The sequence below is a fragment of the Agrobacterium sp. MCAB5 genome (assembly GCF_052114365.1).
GTDB classification, from domain to species: domain Bacteria; phylum Pseudomonadota; class Alphaproteobacteria; order Rhizobiales; family Rhizobiaceae; genus Agrobacterium; species Agrobacterium tumefaciens.
Window position 1 is genome coordinate 82,370 of record NZ_JBFREP010000003.1, and the last position, 18,126, is coordinate 100,495.

Annotated in this window: 14 protein-coding genes; 6 read left to right on the forward strand and 8 right to left on the reverse strand. The window is 59.4% G+C overall.

Annotated features, from left to right (window positions below):
• Positions 1 to 25: 25 nt before the first annotated feature.
• Positions 26 to 1,909 carry an MFS transporter gene (locus AB4Z23_RS08110; protein WP_003514082.1) on the reverse strand — a complete coding sequence of 628 codons (1,884 nt, stop codon included), beginning with the start codon at positions 1,907 to 1,909 and terminating at the stop codon, positions 26 to 28.
• Positions 1,910 to 2,417: 508 nt separating this feature from the next.
• Between AB4Z23_RS08110 and AB4Z23_RS08115 the strand changes: the two genes are divergently transcribed.
• Positions 2,418 to 3,452, forward strand: coding sequence for an aspartate-semialdehyde dehydrogenase (locus tag AB4Z23_RS08115; protein ID WP_003514078.1), 1,035 nt, complete (start codon positions 2,418 to 2,420; stop codon positions 3,450 to 3,452).
• 215 nt (positions 3,453 to 3,667) lie between these two features.
• Positions 3,668 to 4,483 (forward strand): lytic murein transglycosylase, encoded by an 816-nt coding sequence (locus tag AB4Z23_RS08120; protein WP_038492118.1) that lies wholly within the window; start codon positions 3,668 to 3,670, stop codon positions 4,481 to 4,483.
• Between the two features lie 168 nt (positions 4,484 to 4,651).
• Here the strand turns inward: AB4Z23_RS08120 and AB4Z23_RS08125 are convergent, their stop codons facing one another.
• Together AB4Z23_RS08125 and pdxY are read right to left on the reverse strand one after the other, a co-directional pair.
• Positions 4,652 to 5,293, reverse strand: coding sequence for a carbonic anhydrase (locus AB4Z23_RS08125; RefSeq protein ID WP_003514071.1), 642 nt, complete (start codon positions 5,291 to 5,293; stop codon positions 4,652 to 4,654).
• A gap of 74 nt (positions 5,294 to 5,367) precedes the next feature.
• Positions 5,368 to 6,243, reverse strand: coding sequence for a pyridoxal kinase PdxY (gene pdxY / locus AB4Z23_RS08130; protein ID WP_026330745.1), 876 nt, complete (start codon positions 6,241 to 6,243; stop codon positions 5,368 to 5,370).
• 270 nt (positions 6,244 to 6,513) lie between these two features.
• Here pdxY and AB4Z23_RS08135 point away from each other — a divergent pair, with 270 nt between their 5' ends.
• On the forward strand, positions 6,514 to 7,974 hold the full coding sequence (locus AB4Z23_RS08135; protein ID WP_112675685.1) for a phospholipase D-like domain-containing protein: 1,461 nt from the start codon (positions 6,514 to 6,516) through the stop codon (positions 7,972 to 7,974).
• Positions 7,975 to 8,033: 59 nt separating this feature from the next.
• Complete coding sequence (locus tag AB4Z23_RS08140) at positions 8,034 to 8,879, forward strand: endonuclease/exonuclease/phosphatase family protein (RefSeq protein ID WP_441360050.1); 846 nt, start codon at positions 8,034 to 8,036, stop codon at positions 8,877 to 8,879.
• Positions 8,880 to 8,911: 32 nt separating this feature from the next.
• Here AB4Z23_RS08140 and AB4Z23_RS08145 read toward each other — a convergent pair whose 3' ends face one another.
• The 4 genes from AB4Z23_RS08145 to AB4Z23_RS08160 all read right to left on the reverse strand — a co-directional run bounded on the left by AB4Z23_RS08145 (position 8,912) and on the right by AB4Z23_RS08160 (position 14,817).
• Complete coding sequence (locus AB4Z23_RS08145; RefSeq protein ID WP_003514064.1) at positions 8,912 to 9,115, reverse strand: hypothetical protein; 204 nt, start codon at positions 9,113 to 9,115, stop codon at positions 8,912 to 8,914.
• Positions 9,116 to 9,403: 288 nt separating this feature from the next.
• Entirely contained in the window at positions 9,404 to 12,598 is a 3,195-nt protein-coding gene (locus AB4Z23_RS08150) for an efflux RND transporter permease subunit (protein WP_019565072.1), read from the reverse strand.
• Positions 12,599 to 12,712: 114 nt separating this feature from the next.
• Positions 12,713 to 13,903: an efflux RND transporter periplasmic adaptor subunit gene (locus AB4Z23_RS08155; protein WP_013636766.1), complete on the reverse strand. Its 1,191-nt coding sequence runs from the start codon at positions 13,901 to 13,903 to the stop codon at positions 12,713 to 12,715.
• A 116-nt stretch (positions 13,904 to 14,019) separates the two neighbouring features.
• A complete protein-coding gene (locus AB4Z23_RS08160; protein ID WP_003514059.1) occupies positions 14,020 to 14,817 on the reverse strand; it encodes an alpha/beta hydrolase fold domain-containing protein in 798 nt (265 codons plus the stop codon).
• 134 nt (positions 14,818 to 14,951) lie between these two features.
• Here AB4Z23_RS08160 and AB4Z23_RS08165 point away from each other — a divergent pair, with 134 nt between their 5' ends.
• Positions 14,952 to 15,851 carry a LysR family transcriptional regulator gene (locus AB4Z23_RS08165; protein ID WP_003514057.1) on the forward strand — a complete coding sequence of 300 codons (900 nt, stop codon included), beginning with the start codon at positions 14,952 to 14,954 and terminating at the stop codon, positions 15,849 to 15,851.
• A gap of 9 nt (positions 15,852 to 15,860) precedes the next feature.
• On the opposite strand, the gene AB4Z23_RS08170 is transcribed toward AB4Z23_RS08165, so the two are convergent.
• Positions 15,861 to 16,760: a LysR family transcriptional regulator gene (locus tag AB4Z23_RS08170; RefSeq protein ID WP_421477405.1), complete on the reverse strand. Its 900-nt coding sequence runs from the start codon at positions 16,758 to 16,760 to the stop codon at positions 15,861 to 15,863.
• Between the two features lie 162 nt (positions 16,761 to 16,922).
• Here AB4Z23_RS08170 and AB4Z23_RS08175 point away from each other — a divergent pair, with 162 nt between their 5' ends.
• Positions 16,923 to 18,104, forward strand: coding sequence for an MFS transporter (locus tag AB4Z23_RS08175; protein WP_441360051.1), 1,182 nt, complete (start codon positions 16,923 to 16,925; stop codon positions 18,102 to 18,104).
• The last annotated feature ends 22 nt before the right edge of the window (positions 18,105 to 18,126 follow it).

Consider the following 18,126-nt stretch of genomic DNA (forward strand, 5'->3'; position numbering starts at 1 on the left):
TTTCTATCGTCGGGAGCGAAACCGCTCACTCCATGGTGTGGATGTCGCGATCCTTGGTTTCCGGCAGGAACAGCAGGCCGATGACCAGTGTGATGCCTGCGAAAACGATCGGGTACCAGAGGCCGTAATAGATATCGCCCTTCGCTGCGCTCATCGCAAAAGCGGTGGCGGGCAGCAGGCCGCCGAACCAGCCGTTGCCGATATGGTAGGGCAGCGACATGCCGGAGTAGCGGATGCGGGTCGGGAACAGTTCGACCAGCAGGGCCGCAATCGGGCCGTAGACCATCGTCACGTAGATCACGAGGACGGTCAGGACCGCGATGATGACGACCCAGTTCACGGCAGCCGGATCGGCGACCATGGCGAAGGTGCCGCCACCGGCAATGCTGTAGACGGCCATTTCCGCCGCTCCGGCGGTCTCGGCCGGCGTCAGCAACTTGTCGGCCACCAGCTTGTCGGTCGCCACCATCTTCTTGTCGGCTGCGCGAACGGCTTCCGCATTGAGGTTGAGTTCCGGGTTGGCGGCAATGAAGGCATCCAGTTTTGCGTCCGGCACCTGTGCTACGCCGCGCACCAGCGGGTAGCCGCCGTCATGCAGCGCGATGTTGACCTGTTTCTGGAAGGCCCTGTCTTTTGCGGCAGCATCCGCACCGGCTGCGATGGCGTCGTAGCTCGCAATGGTGGCGTCGCCGATCTTGACGCTTGCCGGCGTTCCAGCCGCTCCAGCAACGACGTCATAGGGAACGGAGTTGCGTGTCAGGAACGAGGTGGCGATATCGCAGGATGTGGTGAATTTCGCCGTACCTGTCGGGTTGAACTGGAATTTGCAGTCGCCCGGAGCAGCGGTCACGGTGGCGCGAACGCTGGCTTGCGCTTGCGCCAGTGCCGGGTTGCCCGCCCATGTGAGCGCCTTGAACAGCGGGAAGTAGGTCAGCATCGCGAGAACGAGACCCGCCATGATGATCGGCTTGCGGCCGATCTTGTCGGAAAGCCAGCCGAAGAGCACGAAGAAGCCCGTGCCGAGGATGAGGGCCGCCGCGACCATGATGTTGGCCGACTGGCCGTCCACCTTCAGAATGCTCTGCAGGAAGAAGAGCGCATAGAACTGGCCCGTATACCAGACGACGGCCTGACCGATGACGGCGCCGACGAGGGCAAGCAGGGCGATCTTTGCGTTTTTCCACTGGCCGAAGGCTTCGCTGAGTGGTGCCTTGGAGGTCTTGCCTTCTTCCTTCATCTTCTTGAAGGCAGGAGATTCGTTCATTTTCAGACGAATCCAGACCGATACGCCAAGCAGCAGAACCGAAACGAGGAAGGGAATACGCCAGCCCCAGGCGGCGAAGGCTTCCTTGCCGAGTGCGAACTGCACGCCGAGAATGACCATCAGCGACAGGAAGAGGCCGAGCGTCGCCGTCGTCTGGATCCATGAGGTGTAATAGCCTCTGCGACCGTTGGGCGCGTGTTCGGCCACATAAGTTGCAGCACCGCCATATTCGCCGCCAAGTGCCAGACCCTGAAGCATGCGCAGGATGATCAGGATGATCGGGGCTGCGATGCCGATCTGCGATGCACCGGGCAGGACGCCGACGAGGAATGTCGAAACGCCCATGATGAGAATGGTGATCAGGAAGGTGTATTTACGGCCGACAATGTCGCCGAGACGGCCGAACACCAGGGCGCCAAAGGGGCGCACGAGGAAGCCGGCGGCAAATGCCAGAAGCGCGAAGATGTTACGTGTCGTTTCCGGATATTGGCTGAAGAAGTTCGCGCCGATATAGATCGCGAGCGAGCCGTACAGATAAAAATCGTACCATTCGAAGACTGTTCCGAGAGAAGAGGCGAAAATCACCTTCTTCTCCTCACCCGTCATGGGACGGGCGGCGCCGCTCACGGCTGCTACGTTTGCCATTGTCTGTCCTCCACAGATGTCAAATGAGCGCATTGCAGAGCCCTGTCTCTCCTCCGGACTCCCCCGTAAGGGTGCAATGCGCGTAATGTTAGAGTGACAGAAAATTAACCCCAATGAGAGCGATGCTTTCGGATTATGACTTTAGTCTAATGCATAACGTGCAAAAATGTCGCGAGGTGGCATTTGCGCTTGTGCGCCGGGTCGCTCGCAACGTGCCTTTTTTCTTGACACGAACACCAAACCTTCTAATAGCTTCTCGCGAAGAAGGAGCATCACCTTGCGCAGGCATGTTGCAGACATGATTGTCATGGAAGGACCGGCACAATCCGCCGGCGATGATCCGCGTCTTTCTTATTCTATCCGAATTACGGCCAAAACGACGATTAAAACCGTCTGACGTCTCTGGCCACCGCTCTCTCCCCGGTTTGGCTGGGGATCGAGGAAGCCGCAATGCGATGCGGGTTCCCCACCTCACCCAAAAGAGGAGAGACAGAAAGAGAGCTTGATCATGGGTTTCAAAGTTGCAATTGTAGGCGCCACCGGCAATGTCGGTCGCGAAATGCTCAACATCCTGGCCGAACGTGGTTTTCCGGCAGATGAAGTCGTGCCGCTCGCTTCCTCCCGCTCGCAGGGCACGGAAGTCTCCTATGGCGACCGCACGCTGAAGGTTTCCAACCTCGAAAACTACGATTTTTCCGACACGGATATTTGCCTGATGTCGGCCGGCGGCGAGATTTCCAAGAAGTGGTCGCCGAAGATCGGCCAGCAGGGTTGCGTCGTCATCGATAACTCGTCTGCATGGCGCTACGACCAGGACGTTCCGCTGATCGTTCCGGAAGTCAATGCCGACGCGATCTCGGGCTTCACCCGCAAGAACATCATCGCCAATCCGAATTGCTCCACGGCCCAGCTCGTTGTCGCGCTGAAGCCGCTGCATGACTTTGCCAAGATCAAGCGCGTCGTTGTCTCCACCTACCAGTCCGTTTCGGGCGCTGGCAAGGAAGGCATGGACGAACTGTTCCAGCAGACACGCGCCGTCTTCGTAGCCGATCCGGTCGAAACGAAGAAGTTCACCAAGCGCATCGCCTTCAACGTCATCCCGCATATCGACGTCTTCATGGAAGACGGCTATACCAAGGAAGAATGGAAGGTTCTGGCCGAAACCAAGAAGATGCTCGATCCGAAGATCAAGGTAACCTGCACGGCCGTGCGCGTTCCTGTTTTCATCGGTCATTCGGAATCGGTCAACATCGAGTTCGAAAACGAGATCACCGCCGATCAGGCGCGTGACATCCTGCGCGAAGCGCCGGGTTGCCTTGTGATCGACAAGCATGAAGATGGCGGCTACATCACCCCGGTTGAATCCGCCGGCGAGGATGCGACCTATATTTCGCGTATCCGTGAGGATGCGACGGTTGAAAACGGCCTCAATATCTGGGTTGTTTCGGACAATCTGCGCAAGGGCGCTGCCCTCAATGCCATCCAGATCGCCGAACTTCTGGTCAATCGTGGTCTCATCAAGCCCCGCAAGGCGGCGGCTTGATACGATTTTTTAAGGTTCGTTAAGTATAACCCGTCTGTTCTGTGTGGGGCAGGCGGGTTTTCCAATTGGCTATCATCACGGCCAGTTTATTTGCAGGCCTTGCTGCCAAAAGGCAATTTAGGCGGCCAAAAAGCAATTTGGCACCCGAGCCCATACAGCAGCGACGTTTTGGTTCTCGGGATAAATTCCCCAAAGGATATCGAAGGCAGATTTTGATGCGGGCAATGAAGGCAATTCTGGCTGGTGTGGCCATGGTCTCGGTTTTGGCGGCGACGCCGGTTGTGGCTGCGCAATGCGGCAACACTTCGGCAGGGTTCGACGCCTGGGTCGGTGCCTTCAAGCAGGAAGCGGCGAGCCGCGGTGTCAGCGCCTCGGTGCTTGATCGTGCCTTCTCCGGCGTCTCCTACAATCAGGCGACCATCCGCGCCGATCGCGGCCAGCACAGCTTCAAGCTGTCCTTCGACCAGTTCATGCAGAAGCGTGGCGGCCAGACGATCATCTCGCGCGGCAAGACCATGAAGAAGAACAATGCGGCTCTCTTCGCCTCGATTGAAAAGGCCTATGGTGTGCCGGCCGGCCCGCTTCTGGCCATCTGGGGCATGGAAACCGGATTTGGCGGCTTCATGGGCAACCAGCACACGCTGTCCGCCGTGGCGACGCTTTCTTTCGACTGCCGCCGTTCGGATTATTTTACCGAGCAGCTTTATGCGGCCCTGAAGCTCGTCGGCAGCGGTTCGCTGAACGTTAACGCCAAGGGTGCTGCCCATGGCGAAATCGGCCAGACGCAGTTCCTGCCGTTGAACGTTGTGCGCTACGGCGTGGATTTCGACCGCGACGGACGCATCGATCTCGTCGGTTCGCGCGCCGATGCGCTCGCCTCCACGGCCAACTTCCTTGTCGGCCACGGCTGGCAGCGCGGCGCGGGTTATCAGCAGGGGCAGACGAATTACGCGGCCATTCAGGGCTGGAACGCTGCAAGCGTTTATCAGCAGGCGATTGCGTTTATCGGCAAGGCGATTGACGGCCAATAAGGCCGCTTTATCCCAATTGGAACGTCCACTTCCGTGATGCCGGACTAGTTCCGGCATCCAGTCACGGCGCGTCTGCGCCGTGAAAAAAATCCTAAGCAATCAAAGACTTGATCGCGCTTAGCCCCGGATCACGTCCGGGGTGACGAAGCTTTGAGAAGGTTTCGACAATCACAGGTCCGGGCGGCGAAAGTCGCCCGTTTTGCCGTCCATCACCCACAATTCGCCGGTGGAGATATCGAACCAGGCGCCATGCAGCTTCACCTTGCCGGCGGTTTCCTGCGCCTTGACGAAGGGGAAGCCGCGAAGGTTGGCGATGGAGTTGCGAATGGAAACGCGCTCCAGCGCCGTCTGGCGCTCGGAAGCGGTCATGACGTCGTTGCTCTGGATCTGCTCGGCGGCGGATTTCACCATGTTCATCCATTTGCCGATGAAGTCGCCGGGTGACAGAGGTTCAAGATTGGGGTCGAGTGCGGCCTGAATGCCGCCGCAGCGGCCATGGCCCATGACGACGATGTCCTTCACCTTCAGAACCTGCACGGCATATTCGATGGCGGCCGATGTGGCGTGGTACTGACCGTCAGGCTCAAAGGGCGGCACCATGTTGGCGACGTTCCGCACGACGAAAAGTTCTCCCGGTCCGCAGTCGAAAATCGTTTCCGGCGCCGAACGGGAGTCACAACAGGCAATGAACAGGGTCTGCGGTTTCTGTCCGGTATCAGCCAGAACGCGGTATCTTTCGCGCTCGTCGGCATAGCGGCCGCTCATGAAGTTCTTGTAGCCGTTGAGAAGGTTTTCCGGAAAATCTTTCATCTATCGCAGTACCGTTGTGCTTGGACCAAGATCAAGAGAAGAACTCGGTGCGTTGAAGACCAATCCTTTAGCCGCTATTTGCGCTTGCTGCGCGAAGGATGCAAGAGATGGCGCATCTGCACCATCGCCATGGGTGTGGAGAGACTTGAAGAATCCGTCTCCAGCGTCAATTCGTTCATGTCGCGTTTTTTGGTTCGCGCCAGAATTTCGAACACGCTGGCGGTGGCCAGTTGCAGCGCCTTCTCGTCGTCCATACCTTCCAGCAGCCGGGCAAGGAACAGCGCCGCCATCAGGTCTCCGAGACCGTTCGGTGCGTCTTCTATGGCGCGGTGTTCCGCCATCAGCGCGTGCCGGCCGCTCAAATAGAGGTTTCCCGTGCCGCCCGCCATCATCGACACGGCTGAGGTGACCAGCATTTTCGGCGGGCCGAGTGCGAGCGCGGCATCCATGATGGCATTGTTGGTCTCAAGCTCGGCGCCGCTCATCCAGGCCAGTTCATAACGGTTTGGCGTGGCGACGGTGGCAAGCGGAATGAGGTGATCGCGGATGGCTTCGGCAGTCTCAAGGGGAATGTAGAGTCCGCCCAGATCGCCCATGACCGGGTCACAGGCATAAATCAGCGACGGGTTCTTTTCCTTGAGATTGCGGATCAGCCTTGCGACGGAGCGCACCTGCGCCGCGCTGCCGAAATAACCGGTCAGGACAGCCTTGACCTCGCCGATCCATTTGGCGTTTTCGAGGTCGGTCATGGCCTTGTCGAAGTCGTCGTCCTGAAAGCGCATCCGGGTGGACGGGCCATGGCCGGGGTGCCAGGGCAAAACGATTGTGGGCACCGCCCATACCGGATAGCCAAGGGTCTCCAGCGCGAAGACTGCGGCACGGTTGCCGACCGATCCACGCATGACGTGGCTGGAAATGACGATGACGGCGCCCTGGGTATTTTCCTGCATCACGGCCTTCTTGCTTTCAAACGCCACAGAAGCCCGCAAGTGCCCCTGCTCACAGATCAAGATGCGCTCTCATGACATATCGCATCGTCACTTTCCACCGTTAATCCCGCAAGGGTCTATCCCGTAAAACGATGGGCGTCCGGTCTTCTTGGCCTTTCCGGTGCCGGTCCGGTATTGCGGTATCGGCGAGCTGCCCTACCTTTTTGTTTACGCATCGGGTTTTCCCAAAACCGCGGTACACTTTTCGGCACGATGCCCTATAGTTGCATCATGCTCGATCTCGTCATCGCCTATTGGCCTCATATCCTTGCCGCTCTTTCCATTTTGATGGGAACCGTGGCGGCCGTACATGCCACGATGACGAAGGAAGAGGTCCGCTCCGCGCTTGGCTGGGTGGGCGTCATCGTTCTGTCGCCGATCGTCGGTGCAGTCATTTATGCGATTGCCGGCATCAACCGGATTCGCCGGTCCAGTATCAGGCAGCAGCGGTCTTTCATGCAGGACGAGATCATGGATCGCGTGGCGCGCCTGGATGCGAGCGGCGAGGTGATTGCCGCGCGGTTCGGACGCCGTTTCGAGGCGATGAAGACGCTCGGCGACCGGGTGACGCGCCACGCACTGACGACCGGTAACCGCATCGAGCCGCTTGTCACCGGCGACGTGGCCTATGCCGCCATGCTTGAAGCGATAGGCGAGGCGAAGCGGTCGATCATCCTCGAAACATATATTTTCGACAATGACAGGATCGGCGCCCGTTTTGTCGCCGCGCTCGAAAGGGCGAAGTTCCGGGGCGTGGAGGTGCGGGTGCTGGTGGATGCCGTGGGCGCCCGTTATTCCGTGCCGAGCATCCTGCCAACGCTCCGGGAAAAAGGCATCGTTGCCGATGTGTTCAACGGCAATGTCATCATGGGGCTGCGGCTGCCCTATGCCAATCTGCGCACCCACCGCAAGATCCTGGTGGTGGACGGGCGCCTCGCCTTTAGCGGCGGCATGAATATCCGCGAGGGCTTCACCCTTGAATTCGGCGGCGAAAAACAGGCGCACGACACTCATTTCAAGATCAGCGGGCCGGTTGTCTCTGATTTTTTCTCCATTGCGGCGGAGGACTGGAGGTTCACGACGGGGGAGCTTCTGCACACGCCGGTCTGGGATATCGCCATTCCCGATGGTGTGCCGGGTTCACAGATCGTTGCGCGCGTTTCCTCCTCGGGGCCGGATAAGAGCATAGAGACCAATCACAAGATGCTGATGGGGGCGTTTTCCGTCGCCCGCTCCTCCATTCTCGTCATGTCGCCCTATTTTCTCCCCGATCGGGAGCTTATTTCAGCGCTCATTACCGCAGCGAGGCGGGGAGTCGTGGTGGATATCATCGTGCCGCAAAGCAACAATCTGGTGCTTGTGGACAGGGCGATGACGGCGCAATTCGACCAGATGTTGAAGAATTACTGCCGCATCTGGCGGGCGACAGGGCCCTTCAATCATTCCAAGCTTCTGGTGATCGACGAGCGCTGGAGCTACATCGGTTCTTCCAACCTGGACCCTCGTTCATTGCGGCTGAACTTCGAAGTCGATCTGGAAGTTATGGATGAGGAATTCGCCGCGACCATCGGAAACCGCATCCGGGAAGCACGGGCAACCGCTTTACCCGTGCGACTGAGCGAACTGAATGCGCGGCCATTCGTTGTCCGTTTTGTGGAGCGCGTCCTGTGGCTCGCTTCGCCGTATCTTTAGAGCGCCATGCGTCGGAAACGCTCTAAAACTTTTAATTTGCGCATCGGAGGCGTCGCAGCGTGAAGAAAAACAGTTTGCTGGAGCGTGGAAAAACGGCACTGGCGAAAAACAGCAGCCTGCCCGCCTTCGTCATGCAGTCGCTGCGCGACCGCCACCAACGGAAGAATGCCGGGCAGGTGGAGAGAGATCACTCCTTTCCGGTCATCGCGTCCTACAACGTCCATAAATGCGTCGGCCGCGACCGCAGGTTCGATCCTGATCGCACCAGCCGCGTTATTCAGGAAATCGGCGCGGATATCATCGCGCTACAGGAGGCGGACAGCCGTTTCGGCGAGCGCACGGGCCTGCTCGATCTTGCCCGGCTGGAGCGGGAAAGCGGGCTTGTCCCCGTGCCTGTTCTGGCGGGTGTGAAGGCGCATGGATGGCACGGCAATGTCCTGTTGTTCAAGGAAGGTGCGGTGCGGGATGTTCATACGCTGAAATTGCCAGGGCTGGAGCCACGCGGCGCGCTGGTGGTGGAACTGGATTTGAAAAGCGGTGGCGCACTGCGAATAATCGCCGCGCATTTCGGTCTTTTGAGGCATTCCCGTGCCCAGCAGGCGAAGGCGCTTATCGGTCTTCTGGAAGCGCGAAACGAATGCGCGACCATCCTCATGGGAGACCTGAACGAATGGCGTCTCGGCAATGGCTCGTCGCTCAATACTCTGAGGGATGCATTCGGCGCCCTGCCGCCGGCAGTGCCCAGTTTTCCATCCAACCTGCCGGTGCTTGCGCTCGACAGGATCATCGCCAACCGCGAAGGGCTGATCGAGCAGGTGGAAGCGCATGACAGTGCGCTGGCGCGCATTGCCTCGGACCACCTGCCGCTGAAAGCCGCGATAAGGACCGATCTGCTTCCAATCTGATCCTGTGGCAGCATCGGATACGGCGACAGACTTCAGAGCCGCTGCGCTACCGTCAGATGGCTGCGCGAACGGGCCTCCAGCAGCGATGTGCGGATGGCTTCCATCAGCCGTTCACGGTTGTTTCTGGTCTTGCATCTGTCCAGATTCTGCGCGGCAAGCGCCAGATCGAGACCTTCATGCATTACTATCGAATAGGCAATGGTTGTCGCCCAGTTCTCGTATTCCTGCTCCATCATGTCACCCCTGAACTAAATCATTTAGCCCGAATCACCCTGTTCTTGAAATTACCACAAAATGGAAAGCATAAAATAGCATTGTTCCTTTACGTATCTGCTGCCTTATGCGGATATAGTGTATTCGTTATTTCTTTATTGCGGCGCAACATGTATGTGCTTGCTGCTTAAGTCATTGAAACAGATTCTGTTTCAGGCGATGCACATGGACGTTCCCACCAACAAAAACGCCGCGCATCGTGAGATGCGCGGCGGGCTTTCGTCGAAGTTTGCGGTGGATTGGATAAGGTCTCAGCCGGCCTTTTCGAGCTTGTAGTCCGAATTGGCAGGTTCTTCCTGTTTGTGCTGGATGAGAGGACGGTTACCCGACAGCTTGCGAACCAGCACGTAGAATACCGGTGTCATGAAGATGCCGAAGAATGTCACCCCGATCATGCCGGAGAACACTGCGACACCCATGGCCGCGCGCATTTCCGCACCCGCACCGGTGGAGATGACCAGAGGCACCACGCCCATGATGAAGGCGAGTGAGGTCATCAGGATCGGGCGGAGGCGCAGGCGACTTGCCTCGACTGCGGCCTGAAGCGGCGTTCGTCCTTCGAATTCCAGCTCGCGGGCGAATTCCACGATCAGGATCGCGTTCTTCGCCGATAGTCCGACAAGGACGACAAGGCCGATCTGCGTAAAGATGTTGTTGTCCCCTCCCGTCAGCCAGACGCCTGTCAATGCGGCGAGAACGCCGAGCGGAACGATCAGAATGATCGCGATCGGCAGGGTCAGGCTTTCATATTGCGCAGCCAATACGAGATAGACGAGCAGCAGCGCCAGCGGGAAGACCACGAGGCTGGAATTACCGGCAAGGATCTGCTGGTAAGTCAGGTCCGTCCATTCGTATTCGATCCCGGCCGGCAGGTTTTCGGCAAGGATTTTCTCGATCGCCGCCTGCGCCTGTCCAGAGGAGAAGCCCGGTGCCGGACCGCCGTTGATATCGGCTGCAAGGAAGCCGTTATAACGGTTTGTGCGCTCCGGTCCTGTCGTTGCATCTACCTTCAACAGCGTGGAAAGCGGGATCATCTGACCGGTGGACGAGCGGACCTTCAGGCGGCCGATATCTTCGGCATGGGCGCGGAATTGCGCATCTGCCTGTACACGCACGCTGTATGTCCGCCCGAAGGCGTTGAAGTCGTTGACATAAAGCGAGCCCAGATAGATCTGCAGCGTCTGGAAGACGTCGCTGACCGAAACACCCAGCTGCTCGGCCTTGGCGCGGTCGAGATCGGCGAAGAGCTGCGGCACGTTGATCTGGAAGCTGGAGAAGATGCCTGCCAGTTCCGGTGTCTGGTATGCCTTGGCGATGACCGCCTTGGCCGCTTCGTCAAGCGTCTGGTAGCCGTAACCGGCACGGTCCTCGATCTGCAGCTTGAAGCCGCCCGTCTGGCCGAGACCGTTAACCGGCGGCGGCGGGAACATGGCGATGAAGGCATCCTGAATGCCGGCAAACTTCTGGTTCAGCTGCATTGCGATGGCGCCGCCTGACAGTTCCGGCGTCTTGCGGTTTTCGAAGTCGTCGAGAACTGCAAAGACGATGCCGGAATTGGAGCCGATGGTGAAGCCGTTGATCGACAGGCCGGGGAAGGCGATGGCGTGGCTGACGCCCGGCTGTTGCATGGCGATATCGCTCATCCGCTTGATGACACTTTCCGTGCGGTCAAGCGTTGCGCCGTCCGGAAGCTGGGCGAAGCCGATGAGATATTGCTTGTCCTGCGCAGGTACGAACCCGCTTGGGACCGCGCTGAACATGCCGTAGGTGGCAGCCACCAGCGCCATATAGACGATCATGACGAGGCTTTTGCGCGTTACCAGACCGCCTACGGTTTTGCCGTACCCATTGGAGGCGGCCCCGAAGGCGCGGTTGAAGCCACGGAAGAACCAGCCGAAAATCCGGTCCATGAAGCGGGTCAGCCAGTCTTTCGGTGCGTCGTGCTCTTTCAGCAGCAGGGCTGCAAGAGCGGGTGACAGCGTCAGGGAATTGATCGCCGAAATGACGGTGGAAATCGCGATCGTCAGCGCGAACTGCCGGTAGAACTGGCCGGAAAGGCCGGAGATAAAAGCCAGTGGGACGAAAACGGCGACCAGCACAAGCGCGATTGCTATGATCGGCCCGGAGACTTCGCGCATCGCCTTGTAGGTGGCATCACGCGGAGAAAGCCCGTTTTCGATGTTTCGCTCGACGTTTTCCACCACCACGATGGCGTCATCCACCACGATGCCGATGGCCAGCACGAGGCCGAACAGGGTCAACGCGTTAATGGAGAAACCGAAGGCATACATGACGGCGAAGGTGCCGATGATCGACACCGGAACGGCGATCAGCGGAATGATCGAGGCGCGCCAGGTCTGGAGGAACAGGATGACCACCAATACCACGAGGCCAACGGCCTCGAGGAGCGTATCAACGACCTTTTCGATGGACGAGCGAACGAACTTCGTCGTGTCGTAGACGATTTCATATTTCACGCCATCAGGCATCGCCAGTTGCAGATTGTCCATTGTCGCGCGGACATTATCGGCGATTTCGATGGAGTTGGAGCCGGGAGCCTGCAATACGGCAATCGCCACGGCGGGTTCGCCGTCGAGCAGCGAGCGCAGCGTATAGTCGGCAGCGCCGAGTTCGATGCGGGCGACATCGCGAAGACGGGTGATCTGGCCGTTCGCGCCGCTCTTGACGATGATGTTGCCGAATTCCTCCGGAGTCGTCAGACGGCCCTGGGCATTGACGTTGAGCTGCAGGTCGACGCCATTGGGGCTTGGCGATGCGCCGATAACGCCGGCTGCGGCCTGGACGTTCTGCTGACGGATGGCGTCGGATACGTCGCTGGCGGCGAGATCGTGTTCGGCCACCTTTTGCGGATCCAGCCAGACGCGCATGGAATAGTCACCCGCGCCGAAGACCTGCACCTGACCCACGCCTTCGATACGGGCGAGGCGATCCTTGACGTTCAGCGTCGCATAGTTGCGCAGATAGGTGATGTCATAGGCATCGGTCTTCGACACGAGATTGACGACCATGATGAAGTCGGGCGAGCTTTTGACGGTGGTGATGCCGAGTGCGCGCACTTCAGCGGGCAGGCGCGGTTCGGCCTGCGACACGCGGTTCTGCACCAGCTGCTGCGCCTTGTCCGGGTCGGTGCCCAACTTGAACGTGACGGTCAGCGTCAGCACGCCGTCCGATGTCGCCTGGCTGCCCATATAGAGCATGTCCTCGACGCCGTTGATCTGTTCTTCAAGCGGCGTGGCGACGGTTTCGGCGATAACGGCCGGGTTCGCACCGGGATAGGTGGCGCGGACGACGACGGATGGCGGAACGACTTCCGGATATTCGGAAATCGGCAGGGCGCGCATGCCGAGAAGGCCTGCGACCACGATCAGGATCGACAGCACGCCGGCGAAGACCGGCCTGTCGACAAAAAATCTGGAAATATTCATATCCAGTCCCCTCTCCGGGTAGATTTGGAAATGCAAGGACCGTTCCGGCGGCATCATGGCCGCCGGTGAGGGCCGGTTCTTTGTGAAATGCGTCTCGCCGGAGGCGGGACGGCGTTATTGCGAGGCGGCGACCTTGTCTTCCGCCTGCGGTGCGATGGTTGCACCGGGGCGAATGCGCTGCAGGCCGTTGACGACGATCGTATCGCCGGCGGCAAGGCCGCTGTCGATGATGCGCTGGCCGTCAGCCGGTGCGCCGGGCTTGATCTGGCGGTAGCTCACCTTGTTTTCGGCATCGACGACAAAGACGAACCGCTTGTCCTGATCCGTGCCGATGGCGCGGTCGCTGATGACTATCCGGTTTTCCGGCTTCGGTTCACCCATGCGCACCCGCACGAACTGGCCGGGAATGAGCCTGCCATCAGGATTTTCGAAGACCGCACGCACACCAATGGTGCCGCTGGCGGAATCGACCTGGTTGTCGATGAGGTGCAGGGTGCCCTTGATCGGCGTGCCTTCATCCGAAAGCGTGCCGATTTCCACCGGGATCTGTTCGAGCGCGGGCAGGGCGTCGGTTGTCTTCGGCAGCTCGGACAGCGCTTTCGCTACCGTTCCTTCGCTGGCGTTGAAGCTGGCATAGATCGGGTTGACCGAAACCAGCGTCGTCAGGGCAGGCGATGTCGAGCCGGCGGCAACGAGGTTGCCGGCGGTGATTTCGATGCGGCCGACCCTGCCGGAAACCGGTGCAACGATTTCGGTGTAACCAAGATCGAGCTGAGCCGTCGTCAGCGTCGAGCGGGCGGCGCGAAGCTGGGCTTCGGCATCCGCAAACGAGCTTTGCCGCTGGTCGAGATCGCTCTGGGAGATCGTGCGATTGTCGGAAAGCCTGCGGCCACGGTCGAGTTCCGTCTTGGCAAGGCTGACCTTGGCTTCGGCGGAAGCGACCTGGGCTTCAGCACCTGCAACGGCTGCCTGATAGGGGGCCGGATCGATGGTGAAGAGGGGGTCGCCTTCCTTCACCAGCGCGCCTTCGCGGAAATGCACGGCCTTGATCTGGCCAGCGACGCGGGAGCGGATCTGCACGCGGTCGACGGCTTCGAGACGGCCGGAAAATTCTTCCCAGCGCATCACATCGCGGCTTTCCACCTTGGCGACGGTGACTGGGATAGCCGGCGTTTCAGCCGGGGTGGAGGCTGCCGTCGCATCACGGCTGGTGGGCAGGTCGAAAATGAGTGCTGCGGCTGCAACGGACATAGCAAGCCCGATACCGGCGCCCGTCAGGGCCCGGCGCTTTGTGGTCAGCGTCATGGGTCTCTCCTTGGCTCGGATCAGGAGCCGGTCAGTTTCTCTATCTGTGTGTTTTGTCGCATGGTCCGGGCGTAAAACCGCTACGCACTTTTACTGGACATGCTCAAAATGCGATTTCATTGTTTTATCTGGTCAACGAAGGTCTTGAACTCCGAACAGACGGATGGGACCCATCCGCCGCCCTTTCCTTGATAAAGCCCCGTCCAGCCAATACCGGCGGGGAAAACATGCTGCCGGACGCTGACACCGGAGGCGATGAGCCTGTCGGCATAACCGACCGTTTCGTCGCGCAGAGGGTCGTCCTCGGCGGTAAAGATCAGCGCCGGCGCCACCCGGTTCAGCCGCGTACACTGGCAGGGCGCGGCATAGGGGTGAAAAAACCCGCAGGCCTTGGCAAGGTAATGGCTCCAACCATCCGCCCAGCGCTGGCGCATGCCGATCCTGTCCGCATCGCGGAAGGATTCCGTCGTCATCATCGGGTCGATCATGGGCGACAGAAGTATTTGACCGGCAAGCTTGCCCGGCATGCGGTCTCGCGCCTTCAGCGCAAGCCCAGCCGCCACATTGCCACCAGCCTCTTCGCCGGCCACAAACAGCAGCGATTTCGCGCCGCCATAATGCTTGCGGTCCCGGCTCAGGTGATCCAGCGCTTCGAAGGCACAATCGATCACCATCGGAAACTCGTTGCCGGACGACTTGCTATAGTCGGCCTCGACGACGATCGCGCCGCTTTCGGCGAGCGCGCGTGCCACCGGAAGCTCCGGGCAATTGCCGCCCTTTTCAAGAAACGAGCCGCCGCGCAAATAAAGGACCACAGGCGGGTTGGTGCACAGGCCGGCACTTTCATATCGGCGCACGGAAAGCTGGGACGCCGAGCCCCCACAGCCTTCTATATTTTCCCAGTGCGCTTTCATCTGATCCGGTCCCGTGCGCCGCCATCAGCAGCTCACCATATTTGCAAAATCTGAAATTCATATTATTGTTCGGGAGAAAACGATCAAGTACGTCAAAATGAAAACACTATTCCAAAAAAACGGATAATAGCGACATGGATCAGCTTTCCGCCATGCGGGTATTCACTCGCGTCGTCGAAACCGGCAATTTCAGCCGCGCCGCGACCGCGCTGAACATGCCCAAAACCACCGTCACCAACATGGTCCAGGCGCTGGAGGCGCATTTACATACCACGCTTCTCAACCGCACAACGCGGCGGGTGATGCTGACGACGGACGGCGCTCTCTATTATGAGCGGGCCTCGCAGATTCTGTCGGAAATCGAAGAGCTTGATGGTAGCATGTCCAGCGCGCAGGTGCAGCCGTCTGGCCGGTTGCGGGTGGAAATGGCCGGTGTCTTCGCGGACCTCGTGGTTATTCCACATCTTTGCGAATTTTACCAGCGCTATCCGCAAATCCGGCTCGATCTCGGCGTCGGCGACCGTTTGGTCGATTATATCGCGGAGAATGTCGATTGCGCGCTGCGGGTCGGCACGTTGCGGGATCAATCCCTTATAGCGCGTAAGGTCGGCGAGTTGAAATTCGAAACCTTCGCCTCTCCCCTGTACATCGAGAGTTTCGGCATGCCGCAACAGCCGGAAGATCTCGAAAACGGACATCATTCCGTGGGATATTTCAATGCCACCACGGGCCAGATCATGCCGATCTCATTCGACAACGGGCTTCGCAGCGTCGAGATTACGCCCAACTATGTCGTGTCGGTGAATGACAGCCGCACCTATCTCAACGCCGCGCTGGCGGGCATGGGCATGGTGCAGCTGCCCGTTTTCATGGTCAAGGATGCGCTTGCGCGTGGCGAGCTTGTGCCGGTTCTGCCGGAATGGCGGCGCGAACCGATGCCGATCTATGTGGTCTACCCACAGACGAGGCACGTCACTAACAAGGTCCGTGTTTTCGTGGACTGGCTGGCGAAGATGGTTCACAGCCTCGTCTGAGGCAGCTAGTCACCGCCCGACCTTTGCCGCGACAAAATCGATAAAGGCGCGTACGCGGGCGGCCAGGTGATCATGTCCGGCATAAACGGCGTGGATCACCTCCATGTCGCCCGGATTGTAATCCTCCAGCACCGGCACGAGCAGACCGGCCTCGATATCCGGCTCGACATGAAACTCTCCGACCCTTCCCAGCCCAAGGCCCGTCAGGCACAGCCGACGCATTGCCATGCCGCTGTTGACCGAGGCGTTGCCGGTCACGGGAAGGCGGTAGACTTCTGTCGTGCCGGGATCACGGAAAGGCCATTCGTTGAGGCTGCGACTGAAATTGAAGCTGATGCAATTATGTCGGGCCAGATCCTGCGGCTTTTCCGGCAAGCCATGTATTTCGATATAGGCAGGGGAGGCGACGATGATCCGGCGGACCTCTTTCAGCTTTCTTGCCTTGAGGGACGAATCCGCCATCCCGCCGGATCGTACCGCTATGTCGGTGCGCTCCTCGATCAGGCTGATGACGCCGTCGGTCAGCGAGATATCCAGTTCGATTTCCGGATAAAGAGATAAAAACTCCGGTGCGAGCGGCAGAAGATACCTTTCGCCGAAGCCCAGCGTGGCGTTGACACGCAATAGCCCCCGCGGCACCACCTTGCCGCCGCCTGCTACGATCTGCTCCGTATCGGCGATGTCGGCCAGAATGCGCCTTGCCCGGGAAAGATAGATTTCCCCCTCCGGCGTCAGCGTCACCACGCGGGTGGAGCGAGCGAGAAGGCGGGTGCCGAGGCGATCTTCAATGCGGGTGACAAGTTTGCTTACTGCCGAGGGTGAAAGCTTAAGCCTGCGCCCGGCTGCGGAAAAACTCCCCAGCTCGGCTGCCGCGACGAAGACTTCCATTTCTCCGGCCCTGTTGTCCATCGCTGCACCACTTGTGAAATTAATTCAAAGGCCTTTATCCAATCTTGCTGATTATCATGCAAGTCCCCTTCGCCCATATTGCAATCATACAGTTGATCCAACCGGACAGTACCCGCTGTCCATAACGCCCGCGATCCCGCTCCGGGCGAAGAGGTACTCGTCATGCCATTGGCCATATTTGCCTTGACGATCGCGGCTTACGCGATCGGAACCACGGAGTTTGTCATCGTCGGTCTTTTGCCGACGGTCGCCGCAGATCTCCACATTACCCTGCCGCTTGCCGGCCTTATCGTTAGCGTTTACGCGCTGGGTGTCACTTTCGGTGCGCCGATCCTGACTGCGCTGACCGGCAAGATCGAAAGAAAGCCGCTGCTGCTGGGTCTGATGGCGCTGTTCGTCGTCGGTAATGTCGCAGCCGCCGTGTCGCCAAGCTATGAGACGCTTCTGGTCGCGCGGGTGCTTTCCGCCTTCGCCCATGGCGTGTTCTTCTCCGTTGGCGCCACCATCGCCGCCGATCTCGTGCCGGAAAACCGCCGTGGCTCGGCGATTGCCATGATGTTCATGGGTCTGACCGTCGCCATCGTCACCGGCGTGCCGATCGGTTCCTATATCGGGCAGATTTTCGGCTGGCGCGCCACCTTCTGGGCGGTTGCAGGTCTTGGTGTCATCGCCTTTGCCGGTATCGCGGCCCTGTTGCCGGGAACGCTGAAGAAAGCGCCGCCCGCCAGCCTTCTCGATCAGGTGCGGGTGCTGGGTTCCGGCCGGCTGATCATCGTTTTCGCCATGACCGCCCTTGGTTACGGTGGCACCTTCGTCGCCTTCACCTTTCTGGCGCCGATCCTTCAGGATGTCACAGGCTTCTCCGAAAAGAGCGTCGGCCTGATCCTTGTGCTCTACGGCATCGCCATTGCCGCCGGTAACATCGGTGGCGGCAAAATCGCCAACCACAATCCGGTCAAGGCGTTGATCGGCCTCTTTCTGGCACAAGCCATCGTGCTGCTGGTCTTTTCCTTCACCGCCGTTTCGCCGGTTCTGACCCTGATCACGCTGGTGGCGCTCGGCTTCCTGTCCTTCGCCAACGTTCCCGGCCTGCAGCTTTATGTGGTGCAGCTGGCCAAGGAACACCGCCCCGGCGCTGTCGATGTCGCCTCGGCGCTCAATATCGCCGCCTTCAATCTCGGCATCGCGATTGGTGCGTGGCTTGGCGGTCTCGTGGTGGAATCGCCGATGGGCCTTGCCGCAACCCCATGGGTCGGCGCCATCCTTGTCGCTATTGCCCTCATTCTGACCCTCTGGAGCAGTGCACTCGACCGTCGCGCCTCGCTCTCGCTGAAGACTGCCTGAGTTTTTCATATAAATCCCGGCC

What these genes read in the sequence shown, in the direction of transcription:
- AB4Z23_RS08110 (WP_003514082.1), bottom strand. Translation starts at nt 1,909, where the DNA reads ATGGCAAACGTAGCAGCCGTGAGCGGCGCCGCCCGTCCCATGACGGGT.
- AB4Z23_RS08115 (WP_003514078.1), top strand. Translation starts at nt 2,418, where the DNA reads ATGGGTTTCAAAGTTGCAATTGTAGGCGCCACCGGCAATGTCGGTCGC.
- AB4Z23_RS08120 (WP_038492118.1), top strand. Translation starts at nt 3,668, where the DNA reads ATGCGGGCAATGAAGGCAATTCTGGCTGGTGTGGCCATGGTCTCGGTT.
- AB4Z23_RS08125 (WP_003514071.1), bottom strand. Translation starts at nt 5,293, where the DNA reads ATGAAAGATTTTCCGGAAAACCTTCTCAACGGCTACAAGAACTTCATG.
- pdxY (WP_026330745.1), bottom strand. Translation starts at nt 6,243, where the DNA reads ATGCAGGAAAATACCCAGGGCGCCGTCATCGTCATTTCCAGCCACGTC.
- AB4Z23_RS08135 (WP_112675685.1), top strand. Translation starts at nt 6,514, where the DNA reads ATGCTCGATCTCGTCATCGCCTATTGGCCTCATATCCTTGCCGCTCTT.
- AB4Z23_RS08145 (WP_003514064.1), bottom strand. Translation starts at nt 9,115, where the DNA reads ATGATGGAGCAGGAATACGAGAACTGGGCGACAACCATTGCCTATTCG.
- AB4Z23_RS08150 (WP_019565072.1), bottom strand. Translation starts at nt 12,598, where the DNA reads ATGAATATTTCCAGATTTTTTGTCGACAGGCCGGTCTTCGCCGGCGTG.
- AB4Z23_RS08155 (WP_013636766.1), bottom strand. Translation starts at nt 13,903, where the DNA reads ATGACGCTGACCACAAAGCGCCGGGCCCTGACGGGCGCCGGTATCGGG.
- AB4Z23_RS08160 (WP_003514059.1), bottom strand. Translation starts at nt 14,817, where the DNA reads ATGAAAGCGCACTGGGAAAATATAGAAGGCTGTGGGGGCTCGGCGTCC.
- AB4Z23_RS08165 (WP_003514057.1), top strand. Translation starts at nt 14,952, where the DNA reads ATGGATCAGCTTTCCGCCATGCGGGTATTCACTCGCGTCGTCGAAACC.
- AB4Z23_RS08170 (WP_421477405.1), bottom strand. Translation starts at nt 16,760, where the DNA reads ATGGACAACAGGGCCGGAGAAATGGAAGTCTTCGTCGCGGCAGCCGAG.
- AB4Z23_RS08175 (WP_441360051.1), top strand. Translation starts at nt 16,923, where the DNA reads ATGCCATTGGCCATATTTGCCTTGACGATCGCGGCTTACGCGATCGGA.